Consider the following 15,451-nt stretch of genomic DNA (forward strand, 5'->3'; position numbering starts at 1 on the left):
CAATATTACCTAAACATCACCTGCGCCCAGCGCGCAAGACCCGCCGTGACGGATCCAAAGTCATCCCCACCGGCAATCGGGATCCCTGGCAGTTGCTCTGCCAGCGCTTTTTTAATCAGCGGTGAACGGGCGCTTCCCCCGGTCAGGTATATCACGTCTGGCTTCTCTTTGCCGTTATCCAGCGCCAGCTGCACCTGTTCCAGAATGCGCTGCAGCGGTTGAGCGAGCGCCGTCTCCAGCCCCTCCTGAGAGATGGCGGTTGCCAGATCGTCGCTGATAAACGGCAGGGAGACCGCATGTTCCGGGCGATCGGAGAGGGCGATTTTGCTCTCTTCCGCGGTACGTACCACGCGGTAGCTGAGGCGTTGACGCCACACTTTATACAGCAGGGCGACTTTTTCGGCGTCCTGGGCATCGCGCACCAGGTCGTTCAGGAAGCGGCCATTCGCGGTGCTGTAAAAATCGCTCTGCGCAGGCACGTCGTTGATGGCGATAGCGTTCCACCAGGGCAGGATCGGCAGGGCGATCCCTTTCTCCGTTTGCCCGCCCATGCCCAGCAGCGGCATCAGGCTCTTAAAGGCCAGCGCGATATCGAGGTCGTTACCGCCCACGCGACAGCCGCTGTGCCCCAGCAGGCTGTTTTCCCGGTCACGGCGATGATGCCACTGCGGCCCCATCAGCAGCAGCGAGCAGTCCGTCGTTCCGCCGCCGATATCGACCACCAGCACGCGCTTCTCTTCCGACAGCGTGGCTTCAAAGTCCAGCCCCGCCGCAACCGGCTCGTACTGGAACACCACGTCGCGGAAGCCGGCGCGGTGCGCGGCGCGCTCCAGGATCCCCTGTGCCTGCTGGTTGGCCTCATCACCGCCCAGCCCCTGGAAGTTGATCGGACGGCCAATCACCGCCTGGGTAATCGCATCAGGAACCTGCATCTGCGCCTGATTGCGGATGTGCAGCATCATCGCGCAGACCAGATCTTCAAACATCGCGACCTGCTGCGGCTTTAATCCGCTGGCGCCGAGGAAGGATTTCGGTGATTTTACGAAGTAGACCTCTTCCGGGTCTTCAATGTAGTGCCCGAGCGAGGCAAGGCCAAACTGCACGCTGGATGGCGTGACGTCAATATCTTCCTCGCGGTTGAAGCTGACCGCCCGGCGCAGCAAGGCCTGGCTTTCCGCCGCCGTGGCCGGAACCTGATGGTGGCGGAACAGCCATTCGCTGACCGCTTCGCGGGTGGGTGCGCAGAGCATTGACGGCAGCAGCGTGCTCTCTTTTTCCATTTTCAGGAGCTGTGGTTGCCCGTTTTGCATAATCGCAACCGAGCAGTTTGCCGTACCGTAGTCAAATCCAATAAACACGATAAATCCCCATGCCAGTGAGAAGGGGCGAGACTTTAGCGGAATGCCCGTCCGGCGACAACAGGAATATGAAAGCAAGGCAATACAAGGTCTTTACGTTTATGCTAATAAGACAAAAAAGGAGCAACGATGTATACCCTGACCTGGCTTCCCCCTTACGACTGGCAATGGATGTTTGGCTTTCTTGCCGCCCGTGCGGTGACGGGTATTGAAACCGTCACCTGCGACTACTATGAACGCAGTTTTGCCTGCGAAGGACATCAGGGAGTCTTTCGCGTTACGCCGGACCTCGCCACCTCTACGCTGAACGTGACGTTGAGCCCGGGTCTTATTCCGGTGGCGCAGACCTGTCTTGAACGTATCGCCCGCCTGTTCGATCTCCGCTGTAACCCGCAGCAAATTGCAGACACGCTGGGCGATCTCGGCGCCGCGCGGCCGGGCCTGCGTTTGCCGGGGGCGATGGATGCGTACGAGCAGGGTGTCCGGGCTATCCTCGGGCAGCTGGTGAGTGTGGCGATGGCGGCGAAGCTGGCATCACGCGTGGTGGCGCTGTGCGGGGAACCCGTGGCGGATTGCCCCGGCTATCTCTGCTTCCCCACGCCGCAGGCGCTGGCGTCCACGGACCCGCTGGCACTGAAAGCGCTGGGCATGCCGGTAAAGCGCGCGGAGTCGCTGATTCATCTGGCGCAGTCGGTCATTGACGGGACGTTTCCGCTTTTCCCGCCCGCTAACATTGAGGCGGGGATGAAAGCGTTACAGCAGCGGCCGGGAATTGGCCGCTGGACGGCAAATTATCTGGCCCTGCGCGGCTGGCAGGCAAAAGATGTGTTTCTGCCGGATGATTATTTGATTAAGCAACGCTTTGCCGGGATGACGCCCGCGCAAATTCGGCGTTATGCCGAGCGCTGGCAGCCGTGGCGCTCGTACGCGCTGCTGCACATCTGGTATACCGACGGCTGGGCACCGTCAGTTGATGGCGAAGTAGCTGGTATTGAGAAGTAGATCCAGCGGCTGCGGCTCGGCGATGGTGTCACCATAGATAAAATCAATGCCGATGCCGGAGAGCGTATCCATCATAATCGGCTGATTGCAGGGACCCGCGATGGTCTTCATACCCAGACGCTGGGCATGACCCTGGATGATGGTGACCATCATTTCATCCATCAGATTGCCATATACGTTGCTCACCACTTCGGCGTCCAGCAGCAGATAGTCGGCCATATTTGCGCTCAGGTGCGTGAAGACGTTCATGTCGCGTCCCACCTGGCTGAAGATCACGCGACAGCCTGCCTCGCGAAGCTTCTGCAGACCCTGCTCCAGGTTTTTATTCGGGTTACAGACCACATCGGCAGAGATGACCAGATGCAGCAGGCGACCCGGCATAGGGCTTTTATCCAGCAGGTCGAGCAGTTCATCAACCAGCGTCACGCTGGCTAAACCGGCCTCAGACAGCGGCAGTGCGACACCCATCCCTTTACTGGCGATCTGAGCGGCGGAGGTGCGGAAGAACTCGCTGAAAATCCGTCTGTCGAGGGCGTGCAACAGCTCTGGCTCCGCCAGGCCCGATCGGAAGGCGTGCTCTTCCTGGACTTCACCCTGGCTGGTCCACAGGCGTAACGAAATCAGCCAGAAGTTGCTGCTTTCCGGGATGCGCGGGGAGGCGACGCTGCGGGCAATCATCATCAGATGGTTGTCTTTAATCATGTGCCACTGCTCATCAAGCGACATCATGCTGCGCGTGCTGTGGTCCCGCTCCTGCTGGGGTTCGTAAACCGTCACCCTGCCACGCCCGCCGTTTTTCGAGGCATAGCAGGCAATATCCGCCTGCGACATGACCTCTGACGCCTGATGGTTATTTTCATCAATCAGCGTAATACCCGCGCTGGCGCCGATCCGGTGCAGGCGTCCTTCCCACATAAAGTGATAGTCATTGATCGTCTGAATCAGGCGACCGGCAATATAGCGTGCGCTTTCAATGTTGCAGTCGGGTAACAGTAACCCGAACTCATCCCCGCCCAGACGGGCCAGTACGTCACTGGAGCGGAGCATGGTCAGCATTAAGGAAGAGAGTTCCCGCAGCAGGGCATCGCCGGCGGCATGGCCAGCCGTATCGTTGACCGCTTTAAAGCGATCGAGATCGATAAACACCAGCGCATGCCGCTGGCGCGTCTCGCGCACGGTCTGCAGGAGGCGTTTGAGATGGTTTTCGAAGCTGACCCGGTTTGCCAGGTGGGTCAGGGCATCGTGGGAAGCGCTGTAGCTCAGCTGACGCAGCATTTTGCGCGACTCGGTCACGTCCTGAATGACGATCACGGAGCCAATACTCTGTCCATCCAGCGTGCTGAGCGGCGTAATACTGTAATGAATATCGAAGCTTCCGCCGGTACGGCAGTTCAGCACCACATCCTGATCGATATCGGAACGGGACATATCGCCGCTGTGGATATTCTCCATCGGCGGCCCTTGTTCCCCAAAGGTGATGTGCAACACCTTCAGGATCGGCTGGCCTATCGCCTCGGTTTGCAGCCAGCCGCTCATTTTCTCGGCGACCGGGTTCATAAAGGTGACGTTCATGTTGATATCGGTACACAGCACCGCTTCACCGATGGAGTCGAGGGTAATATGCAGGCGCTCTTTTTCCTGGAAGAGGGCCTCGTTAAGCTGCTTCACCTCGGTCATGTCCATGTTGATGCCGAGCAGTCGTTCGACTTCGCCCTGTTTATTCAGCACCCGGTTCGCCAGAGAGCGAATATGGCGCACGCCTTCCTTCACGCGAATGCGAAATTCCAGCTTAAACGGCAGACGGGAGATAAGGGAGTCTCGCAGGACCTTCTCTGCATGGGCGCGATCTTCCGGCAGCATCGTGTCGTGCCAGAGCTGCCAGGTGGGTTTGATGTGCGGCGGAATTTCATACAGCTCAAACATCCGCTTATCCCAGCTAATAATGTCTGGCTCCAGATCCCACTCCCAGATGCCAATTCCGCCCGCTTCGTTAGCCAGCGTAATGCGCTCCATCAGACGTTTATTGACCCATTCGGTCTGCTTCAGGTCGTTAATATCTTCAATCTGAGCGATAAAATAGAGCGGTGAACCGTCGGTATGACGCACGACGGAGACGGCAAGAAGCGCCCAGACCACCTCTCCGTTACGGGTGTAGTAACGCTTCTCGAGGGTGTAGGTATTGATCTCGCCGTTGACCAGCTGTTCCAGCTGCTCCAGGTCGGTATCGAGATCTTCCGGCCAGGTCAGCTGCTGGAAGGTCAGCGACTGCAGCTCCGTCTGGCTGTAACCGAGGAAGTTGCACAGCGCCTTGTTGGCCTGCAGCCATTTGCCCTCAATGCTGACCAGCGCCATACCGATGGCGGAATACTCCATCGCATTACGAAAACGCGCTTCGCTTTCGGTGATGTGCTTGCGTTCGGCCCGGAAGGCATACATCACCATGGTCATCACGTTGGCAGGCAGGAGCAGCATCAGGAACGGCAGCCACGGCGCGTTCAGCATCGGCCCGGCATGCTGGGTGGTGAGCGCCAGAGGGTTACGGGCAATCATCAGCGACACGACCATCACGGTGACCAGAAACACCATGAACGCCTCCATCCGCGGCAGGCGCACGGCGCTCCACATCAGCAGAACGATCACACAGGTAAAGGGCCACGGAAGCCAGGTGATGGCCGCCCAACTGAGGGCTAACGTTATGGCCAGCGTGGTCAGCGTCTCCAGCAGCAGTCGCGGGTCACGGTGGCGCAGCAGATAATGGGGTTTAAATAACAGGCCCAGCGGCACCAGCGCCAGCGCGCCGATGGCTTCGGACAACACCCACACGAAGAAATTGCGCACGGGCTCAGCACCGGGTGCCAGCAGAGACACCAGAACGCCGCCCACCAGCGGCGGCACCAGCGCGCTGCCAACGGCTACGCGGATCCAGTCATTCAGATTCTGCAGCGGGTTGTACCACGGGAGCCATTTGCGCAGGAACAACGCGCCGATAACGGCCTCAATCACGTTGATGGTGGGGTAGATCAGGCTTACCGATCCCCAGGAAAACAGCATCCATGAGGCCAGAATATTGCCAAACGAACAGGCCAGCGCAATTCCTGGCCACATTTTTCCGGCATGACGGTAAAACGCCACCATCATGATGGCAGTGGGAAACCAGAGCGGGGCCAGCAGGGTACCGAAGCGGGTGAGCTCCAGCGAAAACAAGGTAAAGATAAAGGTGACCAGGCCCAGACAGACAAGTCGTAATAAAGGATGTGGGGTGGTAACCAAAACCCGCTGGTATTGTTTATTCATTACCGCTTTATCCAGAGACGCCATGCCGTCAGGGAAGATGTCCGAATGCGTGAATTTGATAATTTGGTTTATGCTAGTACAAACAATTTACAATTCATATGGTGACTGTTCAGAATTTGACACCACAGACTTATTAAATAGAAGCTCTGTGAAAAAAAACGGTTAAACGCCGAAAAAACGTTCATTTAAATTTCACTCAGGGCGTAATGCGCCACTTTTCGGGCAGTCTCGCAGAACCTGTGCATTCGACTGGTATCACGCCGGCGAAATCCCTATAATTGCCGCGTTTGACGCTCCGGCGTCGTCCTTCCTTAACATCCAGGTTAATCAGGTCGCTAAATTTATGACTGATAAGTCTCATCAGTGCGTCATTATAGGTATCGCCGGCGCATCGGCTTCAGGTAAAAGTCTTATTGCCAGTACGCTTTACCGCGAACTGCGTGAACAAGTAGGTGATGAGCATATCGGCGTCATTCCCGAAGACAGCTATTACAAAGATCAATCCCATCTGTCGATGGAAGAGCGCGTCAAAACCAACTATGACCACCCCAATGCCATGGACCACAGCTTGCTGTTCCAGCATTTAGAAGCGCTTAAGAGCGGCCAGGCGATCGAGCTGCCCGTTTACAGTTATGTCGAACACACCCGCACTCAGGAAACGATCCGCATTGAACCGAAAAAGGTCATTATCCTGGAAGGCATCCTGCTGCTGACCGACGCCCGCCTGCGGGAATCCATGAACTTCTCCATTTTCGTTGATACCCCCCTGGATATCTGCCTGATGCGCCGCATCAAGCGTGACGTCAATGAACGTGGCCGTTCGATGGATTCCGTGATGGCGCAATACCAGAAAACGGTCCGCCCGATGTTCCTGCAATTTATTGAACCCTCCAAACAATACGCCGATATCATCGTGCCGCGCGGGGGCAAAAACCGCATTGCGATTGATATCTTAAAAGCGAAAATCAGCCAGTTTTTTGAATAAGCCGCGCGAATTGTGTACCGTTCAGAGATAACCTGGTTTTACCCTGAGTGCTTAGTGCCTCAGGGTACGATGCATGAAAGGAGAGAGTGCCATGCGTCTTTGTGATCGCGATATTGAAGCCTGGCTGGATGAAGGCCGTTTGTCTATTACCCCACGTCCACCCGTGGAGCGTATCAATGGGGTGACCGTTGATGTACGGTTGGGGAATAAATTCCGCACCTTTAGCGGCCATACCGCGCCGTTCATTGACCTTAGCGGGCCGAAGGACGAAGTGAGCGCCGCGCTCGATCGCGTGATGAGTGACGAAATCGTTATTGACGAAGGTGAGGCCTTTTATCTGCATCCGGGTGAACTGGCGCTGGCGGTGACGTATGAATCCGTTACCCTGCCTGCTGACCTCGTCGGCTGGCTTGATGGCCGTTCTTCCCTGGCGCGACTGGGGCTGATGGTGCACGTGACCGCGCACCGTATCGATCCCGGCTGGTCAGGGCGTATCGTGCTGGAGTTCTTCAATGCCGGTAAACTGCCTCTGGCGCTGCGTCCCGGCATGATGATCGGTGCGTTAAGCTTTGAACCGCTGACGGGCCCGGCCGATCGTCCTTATAACCGTCGTCAGGACGCAAAGTACCGCGACCAGCAGGGCGCGGTCGCCAGCCGTATTGATAAAGACTGAACGCGAGTCCATTGAGGATGCCATGAGAAGAGTTCTGACAACGCTGATGATTTTGCTGGTGGTGCTGGTTGCTGGCCTTTCGGCGTTGGTTCTGCTGGTTAACCCTAATGATTTCCGCGCGTACATGGTGCGGCAGGTCGAGGCACGCAGTGGTTATCAACTGAAACTTGATGGACCGCTGCGCTGGCACGTCTGGCCGCAGCTCAGCATTCTCTCTGGCCGCATGTCGCTCACGGCGCCGGGGGCCTCCCAGCCGCTGGTTTCCGCAGACAACATGCGCCTTGATGTGTCGCTGATCCCGCTTATTTCCCATCAGCTGCAGGTTAAACAGGTGATGTTGAAAGGCGCGGTGATTCAGCTCACCCCGCAAACCGAAGCCGTGCGTGATGCGAATGCGCCGGTGGCGCCGCATGAAAATACCCTGCCTGATGAGCCGTCTGATACCGGCTGGTCTTTTGATATTGGCAAACTGAAAGTGGCCGACAGCGTGCTGGTTTTCCAGCATGAGGACGAAGAGCAGGTTACCGTTCGCAACATTAATCTGCAGATGGAACAGGATGCTAATCATCTTGCCGCCGTGGAATTTAGCGGGCGCGTGAACCGCGATCAGCGCGATCTCACCCTGTCGCTGAATGCCAGCGTCAATGCGTCTGACTATCCGCATCAGCTCACGGCCGACATCCAGCAGCTGAACTGGCAGTTGACGGGGGCCGATCTTCCTGCTCAGGGAATTACCGGGCAGGGGACGTTGCAGGCCGTGTGGCGTGAAGAACAAAAGCAGATTGAGCTGGATAATCTCAGCCTGCAGGCGAATGACAGTAGCCTGAAAGGGCAGGCGAGCGTCACGCTCGAAGAGAAACCGAAGTGGGTGCTCAATCTGCAGTTCGACAAGCTCAATCTGGAAAACTTACTGCCGCCGCCCGCCAGCGCAACGGACAGCGATGCCGCACAAACGGGGCAAAGCCAGATGCCGGTCTCTCGTCCGGTTATCTCGTCAAATCTTGATCAACCTGACTACAACGCCCTGCGCGGATTCACGGCGGATATTCTGCTGAAAGCCAATAGCCTGCGCTGGCGTGGCATGGATTTTACCGACGTGAGCAGCCAGATGTTCAACCATAATGGCTTGCTGGTGATCTCCGAACTGAGCGGCAAGATGGGCGCTGGGCACCTCTCACTGCCCGGTACGCTGGATGTCCGCAAAGACGTCGGCAGCGCCGAGTTCCAGCCGCGTCTCGACAACGTTGAGATCGGCACCATCCTGAAAGCGTTTAACTATCCGATCGCTCTGACAGGGCAGTTGACGCTGGCCGGTGACTTCTCGGGTACCAAAATTGATGCTGATGCTTTCCGCCGCGACTGGCAGGGACAAGCGCACATTGATTTAAAAGACTCCCGTATGGAAGGGCTTAACTTCCAGCAGCTGGTCCAGCAGGCGGTGGAGCGCAGCAGCGATGTGAAAGCGCAGGAGAACTACGACAGCGCCACGCGCCTCGACAGCTTCTCCACGGACCTGACGCTGGATAACGGACAGCTGACGCTGGCCGACATGCAGGGAACCTCTTCCATGCTGTCGCTGACGGGGGAGGGTTCGCTGGATCTGGTAAAAGAGACGGCGGACACGCACTTTAACGTCCGGGTGCTCTCCGGCTGGCAGGGCCAGGGTAAGCTCATCGACTTCCTGAAAGAGACGCCGATCCCGCTGAACGTTTATGGCAAATGGCAGGCGCTGAATTACAGCCTGCAGGTGGATCAGATCCTGCGTAAGCATCTGCAGGATGAAGCCAAACGACTGCTGAACAGCTGGGCGGATCGGAATAAAGATTCGCAGACCGGTAAGGATGTGAAAAAGCTGCTCGATAAGCTGTGATACCGTTGTGCCGGGTAAGCGAAGCGCCACCCGGCTGCCAGTGCGGCCTGATGCCCTCACCCCATCCCTCTCCCACGGGAGAGGGAGCAAATCCTAAAACGGCAACCGGGTTGCCGTTTTGTTTTACCTACACCTCAAAATCGAGTTCTTCCTCGTCCCGCAACGGGATGAGCTGAACCTTCTGTACGCGATGGTTTTCAATCTGCAGTGTTTTCAGCAGATAGTCTCCCACCTGAACCTCTTCCCCCGGCTGCGGGATACGCTGCAAATACTCCATCAGCAGGCCGGCAATGGTGTGATATTCCCGTTTTTCATCCAGCGGCAAGGGCACATATTGCACCAGGTCTTCAAGCGGCATATGGCCGTTGGCCGTCCAGGAGCCGTCGGCGTTTTTCTGGATGTCATGGCGGGCATCAATCTCATCCACCTCGTTAGGTAAATTACCGGCGATGGTTTCCATCACGTCGCTGAGCGTGACCAGCCCTTCAACCGATCCAAACTCATCCACCACAAAGGCAAAATGCGTGCGCGCGTTGCGGAACTGCTCCAGGGCGGAGAGCAGTGGTAGCCCCTCCGGGAACACCAGCGGCTGGCGTACCAGAGCGCGGAGATTAAGCGCCTCGCCGTGCAACTGCTGTTGCAGCAGGTCGATAACGTGCACCACCCCCAGCAGCTCCTCTTCCTCTTCACCGCCGGTCACCACCACCCGGGTGTGCTGGTTTTTATCCAGCAGGGCGCGGATTTGCGCTTCCGGGGCCGTCAGGTCGATATGCTCAATGTCATGGCGCGAGGTCATGATGCTGCTGACCGTGCGCTGGTTGAGATTGAGCACCCGCTCAATCATCAGCCGCTCCTGCGGGTTAAAGATTTGCCCTTCGCTGTGATCGGCCAGCATGGCGGAGGATTCGGCGTCCAGCTCCGCATCCTCTTTCTTACCGCTCAGCAGGCGCATGACCGTGTCGGCCGTGCGCTGACGCAGGGTCTGATTCGCGGAAAGGAAGCGGCGGCGGTTAAATATCGCCAGCTGGTTAAGCGCCTCAATCATCACGGAGAAGCCAATGGCGGCGTACAGATAGCCTTTCGGAATATGGAACCCAAAACCGTCGGCCACCAGGCTAAAGCCAATCATCAGCAGGAAGCTCAGACAGAGGATAACGATGGTCGGGTGACTGTTCACAAACCGGGTCAGCGCCTTGCTGGCCATCACCATCAGCGTAATGGCGATAATCACTGCCGCCATCATCACCGCAAGGTGGTCCACCATCCCGACGGCGGTGATCACCGAGTCGAGGGAGAAGACCGCATCCAGCACCACAATTTGTGCCACCACCGGCCAGAATTTCGCTCCGCGGCGCTGGGTCGGGTTCTCACTGTCTTTACCTTCGAGCCGCTCGTTGAGTTCTACGGTGGCTTTAAACAACAGGAATAACCCGCCGAAGAGCATGATCAAATCGCGGGCGCTAAAGCTCAGGCCGTGGATGGCGAACAGCGGCTGAGTCAGGGTCACCAGCCAGGAGATAGAGGCCAGCAGCAGTAAGCGCATCACCATCGCCAGCAGCAGACCCGTCACGCGCGCGCGGTCGCGCTGGGAAGGGGGCAGTTTTTCAGCGAGGATGGCGATAAAGACCAGATTATCAATCCCGAGCACAAGCTCGATGACGACCAGCGTAACCAGCCCGGCCCAGATTGAGGGATCGGCAATCCATTCCATAGTAATAGCAATACCTTCTGTTATATGACGAATGTCACACTTCGATCATGGATAAAGCCGGGGGAAATTGCAATGCCGGGCTGAGATTTCTCTTAATACGTCTCGCTAAAAAGAGCCTGTTCTGCTGACCCTGTAAATAAGGAAAATACGTCTCTTTTATTACCGGAATATCATTTTAGGATATATCGCAGGTGATGGTTTTAGCTCTCTTTTTGTCAATATAAAGAAAATCCTAAAAGGTCAAAAGTTTGCTCTTAATATTAATCTTAAAAACCGATATTAGGACAGTTGTCTCCTTGCCTGCTATTAGGTTAGCTGCAACAATTCTCCCAGCATCAAATGTTAAATCTCAGTGTTGCTATTATTGTTCGGTCTTCATGGATGGTTATTCATTATCCGTCGGGCATCGCCAGCGGGTGATATATTTCCAGAAGACCTTGCTCAAGAGGGTGTCTATCCATAACACATTGTTTAGTCAGTGGATTGGTAACTGAAAGCCAAGGGCGGTAGCGTGCCTGAAAGCGTGTGAATCAGCCTCGATTATTCTGTCAATAGCCAATGGATGAATAAGCTTTTTTTAGGACTGATGCCAGTTATATTTCTATTTGATTAACTGCATGCTGAAACCCAATACGACCCGAGCTTATTTAAATTGCACAGGATAATTACTCTGCCAAAGTGATAAATAATCAATGATGAAATCCAAAATGAAATTGATGCCATTATTGGTGTCTGTGACCTTGATGAGTGGTTGCACGGTCTTTCCCGGCAGCAATATGTCAACAATGGGTAAGGATGTGATCAAGCAACAGGATGCCGATTTTGATCTCGACAAAATGGTGAATGTTTATCCACTTACGCCTCGACTGGTCGAACAATTACGTCCACGTCCGAATGTTGCCCAGCCGAATATGTCGCTGGACCAGGAAATTGCCTCTTATCAGTACCGCGTGGGGCCAGGTGACGTGATTAACGTGACCGTCTGGGACCACCCTGAACTGACCACACCCGCGGGCCAGTACCGCAGCTCAAGCGACACCGGTAACTGGGTGCAGTCAGATGGCACCATGTTCTATCCCTATATTGGTAAGGTCCATGTCGCCGGCAAAACGCTTGCCGAGATCCGTAGTGATATTACCGGCCGCTTAGCGCAGTACATCGCCGATCCGCAGGTGGACGTTAATATCGCCGCATTCCGCTCGCAAAAAGCCTATATCTCCGGCCAGGTGAATAAATCCGGCCAGCAGGCTATTACCAACGTGCCGCTGACCGTGCTGGATGCCATTAACGCCGCGGGCGGCTTAACCGACGGTGCCGACTGGCGCAACGTGGTGCTGACCCATAACGGGAAAGAGCAGCGCATTTCGCTGCAGGCGCTGATGCAAAACGGCGATCTGACCCAGAACCGCCTGCTCTATCCGGGCGACATTCTCTACGTACCACGCAACGACGATCTGAAAGTCTTCGTGATGGGTGAAGTGAAGAAACAGAGCACCCTCAAAATGGACTTCAGCGGTATGACCCTGACCGAAGCGCTGGGCAATGCTGAAGGTATCGATCTGACGACCTCTAACGCGACCGGTATCTTCGTCATCCGTCCGCTGAAGGGTGAAGGCAGTGCGAAAGGCAAGATTGCCAACATCTACCAGCTGGATATGTCCGATGCGACCTCTCTGGTGATGGCGACGGAGTTCCGTCTCCAGCCATACGATGTGGTGTATGTCACTACCGCGCCGGTTGCCCGCTGGAACCGTCTGATCAACCAGTTGCTGCCAACCATCAGTGGCGTTCGCTACATGACGGATACGGCGCGCGACATTCATACCTGGTAATTCGCGATGTTTAACAAAATTCTGGTGGTATGCGTGGGGAACATCTGCCGTTCCCCCACGGCTGAACGGTTGTTGAAACACTACCAGCCCGAACTGACCGTTGATTCCGCAGGGCTGGGTGCGCTGGTCGGTAAAGGTGCCGATGAGCGGGCAACGAGCGTCGCACGGGATCATAACCTTTCCCTTGATGGTCACGTTGCCCGTCAGGTCACCAGCCGCATGTGCCGGGAGTACGACCTGATCCTGGCGATGGAGAAACGCCATATCCATGCGCTGTGCGATATCGCGCCGGAGATGCGCGGCAAAGTGATGCTGTTTGGTCACTGGGACAATGAACGCGAAATCCCCGATCCGTATCGCAAAAGCCTTGAGGCCTTCGAGGCGGTTTACACCTTACTTGATCAGTCTGCCCAGCAGTGGGCGCAGGCACTGAAAGCTCAGCAGGGATAACAATGACAGAAAAAACACGATCTTCTGCCGCCCCGACTTCGGGCAGTGATGAAATTGATATTGGGCGTCTGGTCGGCACGGTTGTCGAGGCAAAGTGGTGGGTGCTGGGCGTTACCGCCGTGTTTGCCGCTGCGGCCGTCGTCTACACGCTGTTCGCCACCCCTATCTACAGCGCCGACGCGCTGGTGCAGATCGAGCAGAACACCGGCAACTCGCTGGTGCAGGACATTGGCTCTGCGCTGGCGAACAAGCCACCGGCATCCGAGGCTGAAATTCAGCTTATCCAGTCACGTCTGGTGTTGGGCAAAACGGTTCACGACCTCGGGCTTGATATCTCCGTCACCAAAAACACCTTCCCGATCTTTGGGGCCGGTTGGGATCGGCTGATGGGCAGAAATAACGACACGGTGAAAGTGACGGACTTCGTGCTGCCGAAAGGGGCCGCCGATCAGACCTTTACCCTGACGGTGCTCGGTCCGAAACAGTACCAGTTAACCAGCGATGCGGGCTTTAGCGCACGCGGAGAAGTGGGGCAGATGCTGACCAAAGATGGCGTCAGCATGATGGTCAGCGCGATCAACGCCCAGGAAGGCGGGGAGTTTACCGTCACCAAATTCTCCACGCTGGGGATGATTAATAACCTGCAAAACAACCTTACTGTGACCGAAAACGGTAAGGACACCGGCGTGCTGAGCATGACCTTTACCGGTGAAGATAAGGATCAAATCCGCGACATCCTGAACAGCATTACCCGCAACTATCTTGAGCAGAACGTTGAGCGTAAGTCGGCTGAAGCGGCGAAAAGCCTGGCGTTCCTGTCAAAACAGCTGCCGGAAGTGCGCGCCCGCCTGGATGAAGCCGAGAACAAGCTGAATGCCTATCGTCAGGATAAAGACTCTGTCGACCTGCCGCTGGAGGCGAAATCGGTCCTCGATTCGATGGTCAACATCGATGCCCAGCTCAACGAGCTGACCTTCAAAGAGGCGGAGATTTCCAAGCTGTATACCAAACGCCACCCGGCCTACCGCACGCTGCTGGAGAAACGCCGCACCCTGGAAGAGGAGAAGGCGAAGCTCAATGACCGCGTCACCGCGATGCCGAAAACCCAGCAGGAAATTGTACGTCTGACCCGTGACGTGGAGTCCGGCCAGCAGGTTTACATGCAGCTGCTGAATAAACAGCAGGAGCTGAAAATCACCGAGGCCAGTACCGTCGGTGACGTGCGCATCGTCGACCCGGCGATCACCCAGCCTGGCGTGCTGAAGCCGAAAAAAGCGCTGATCATTCTCGGCAGCATTATTCTCGGCCTGATGCTTTCCATCGTGGGTGTGCTGCTGCGCTCGCTGTTCAACCGCGGCATCGAAAGCACGCAGGTGCTGGAAGAGAGCGGTATCAACGTCTATGCCAGCATTCCGCTGTCGGAGTGGCAAAAATCCCGCGACAGCGTCAAAACCATCAAAGGCGTCAAGCGTTACAAGCAGAGCCAGCTGCTGGCGGTGGGTAACCCAACCGACCTCGCCATCGAAGCGATACGTAGCCTGCGTACCAGCCTGCACTTCGCCATGATGCAGGCCAAAAACAACGTTCTGATGCTGACCGGCGTCAGCCCGTCAATCGGCAAAACCTTTGTCTGCGCCAACCTGGCGGCGGTGGTCAGCCAGACCAACAAGCGTGTGCTGCTGATCGACTGCGATATGCGTAAGGGCTATACCCACGAGCTGCTGGGTACCAATAACGTCAACGGTCTGTCGGAGATCCTGCTTGGTAAAGGTGACATTAGCCAGAGCGCGAAACCGACCACCATCCCGAAATTCGATCTCATCCCGCGTGGTCAGGTGCCGCCAAACCCCTCTGAACTGCTGATGAGCGAACGGTTCACCGAGCTGGTGGAGTGGGCGAGCAAAAACTATGACCTGGTGCTGATCGATACGCCGCCAATTCTGGCCGTAACCGATGCCGCCGTGGTAGGGCGCCTGGCGGGGACCACCCTGATGGTAGCGCGCTATGCGGTGAACACCCTGAAAGAGGTGGAAACCAGCCTGAGCCGCTTCGAACAAAACGGTATTGAGGTGAAAGGGGTGATCCTGAACTCCATCTTCCGCCGCGCGAGCGGGTATCAGGATTATGGGTATTACGAGTACGAATATAAGTCTGACAGTAAATAAGCAAAAAATATAAACACAACCCCCCTCACCCTAACCCTCTCCCCGGAGGGGAGAGGGGACGGCTCGGTGCAGTTTTTCTCCCTCTCCCCTCCGGGGAGAGGGCCGGGGTGA

At 56.3% G+C, this 15,451-nt stretch carries 10 protein-coding genes; 7 read left to right on the plus strand and 3 right to left on the minus strand.

The features are described from left to right. Window positions 1-5 precede the first annotated feature (5 nt). Entirely contained in the window at window positions 6-1,358 is a 1,353-nt protein-coding gene (yegD, locus tag EKN83_RS16810; RefSeq protein ID WP_045285615.1) for a molecular chaperone, read from the minus strand. Between the two features lie 129 nt (window positions 1,359-1,487). Between yegD and alkA the strand changes: the two genes are divergently transcribed. Continuing rightward, window positions 1,488-2,360 carry a DNA-3-methyladenine glycosylase 2 gene (gene alkA / locus EKN83_RS16815; RefSeq protein WP_126801313.1) on the plus strand — a complete coding sequence of 291 codons (873 nt, stop codon included), beginning with the start codon at window positions 1,488-1,490 and terminating at the stop codon, window positions 2,358-2,360. Here alkA and EKN83_RS16820 read toward each other — a convergent pair. Further along, on the minus strand, window positions 2,325-5,654 hold the full coding sequence (locus EKN83_RS16820; RefSeq protein ID WP_126801314.1) for a diguanylate cyclase: 3,330 nt from the start codon (window positions 5,652-5,654) through the stop codon (window positions 2,325-2,327). The genes alkA and EKN83_RS16820 overlap by 36 nt on opposite strands. A 343-nt stretch (window positions 5,655-5,997) precedes the next feature. Between EKN83_RS16820 and udk the strand changes: the two genes are divergently transcribed. The 3 genes from udk (at window position 5,998) to asmA (ending at window position 9,182) form a co-directional block, all read left to right on the plus strand. Continuing rightward, a complete protein-coding gene (gene udk, locus EKN83_RS16825; RefSeq protein WP_008500855.1) occupies window positions 5,998-6,639 on the plus strand; it encodes a uridine kinase in 642 nt (213 codons plus the stop codon). 91 nt (window positions 6,640-6,730) lie between these two features. After that, the gene (gene dcd / locus EKN83_RS16830) at window positions 6,731-7,312 is read left to right on the plus strand and encodes a dCTP deaminase (RefSeq protein WP_020883257.1); all 582 of its coding nucleotides are present in this window, start codon (window positions 6,731-6,733) and stop codon (window positions 7,310-7,312) included. A 22-nt stretch (window positions 7,313-7,334) separates the two neighbouring features. Further along, window positions 7,335-9,182 carry an outer membrane assembly protein AsmA gene (gene asmA / locus EKN83_RS16835; protein WP_126801315.1) on the plus strand — a complete coding sequence of 616 codons (1,848 nt, stop codon included), beginning with the start codon at window positions 7,335-7,337 and terminating at the stop codon, window positions 9,180-9,182. Window positions 9,183-9,309: 127 nt separating this feature from the next. Here asmA and EKN83_RS16840 read toward each other — a convergent pair whose 3' ends face one another. Further along, window positions 9,310-10,893 (minus strand): TerC family protein, encoded by a 1,584-nt coding sequence (locus EKN83_RS16840; protein ID WP_025758720.1) that lies wholly within the window; start codon window positions 10,891-10,893, stop codon window positions 9,310-9,312. A 692-nt stretch (window positions 10,894-11,585) separates the two neighbouring features. On the opposite strand from EKN83_RS16840, the gene EKN83_RS16845 reads away from it, so the two are divergent. The 3 genes from EKN83_RS16845 to wzc are packed head-to-tail and all read left to right on the plus strand — an operon-like array spanning window position 11,586 to window position 15,340. After that, entirely contained in the window at window positions 11,586-12,725 is a 1,140-nt protein-coding gene (locus EKN83_RS16845) for a polysaccharide export protein (RefSeq protein WP_014170829.1), read from the plus strand. 6 nt (window positions 12,726-12,731) lie between these two features. After that, window positions 12,732-13,175, plus strand: a complete 444-nt coding sequence (gene wzb / locus EKN83_RS16850) for a low molecular weight protein-tyrosine-phosphatase Wzb (RefSeq protein WP_025758721.1) — start codon at window positions 12,732-12,734, stop codon at window positions 13,173-13,175. Between the two features lie 2 nt (window positions 13,176-13,177). After that, window positions 13,178-15,340 carry a tyrosine-protein kinase Wzc gene (wzc, locus tag EKN83_RS16855; protein WP_126801316.1) on the plus strand — a complete coding sequence of 721 codons (2,163 nt, stop codon included), beginning with the start codon at window positions 13,178-13,180 and terminating at the stop codon, window positions 15,338-15,340. Window positions 15,341-15,451: the final 111 nt, after the last annotated feature.

The sequence above is a fragment of the Enterobacter sp. WCHEn090032 genome (assembly GCF_003986875.1).
Taxonomy (GTDB): Bacteria; Pseudomonadota; Gammaproteobacteria; order Enterobacterales; family Enterobacteriaceae; genus Enterobacter; species Enterobacter sichuanensis.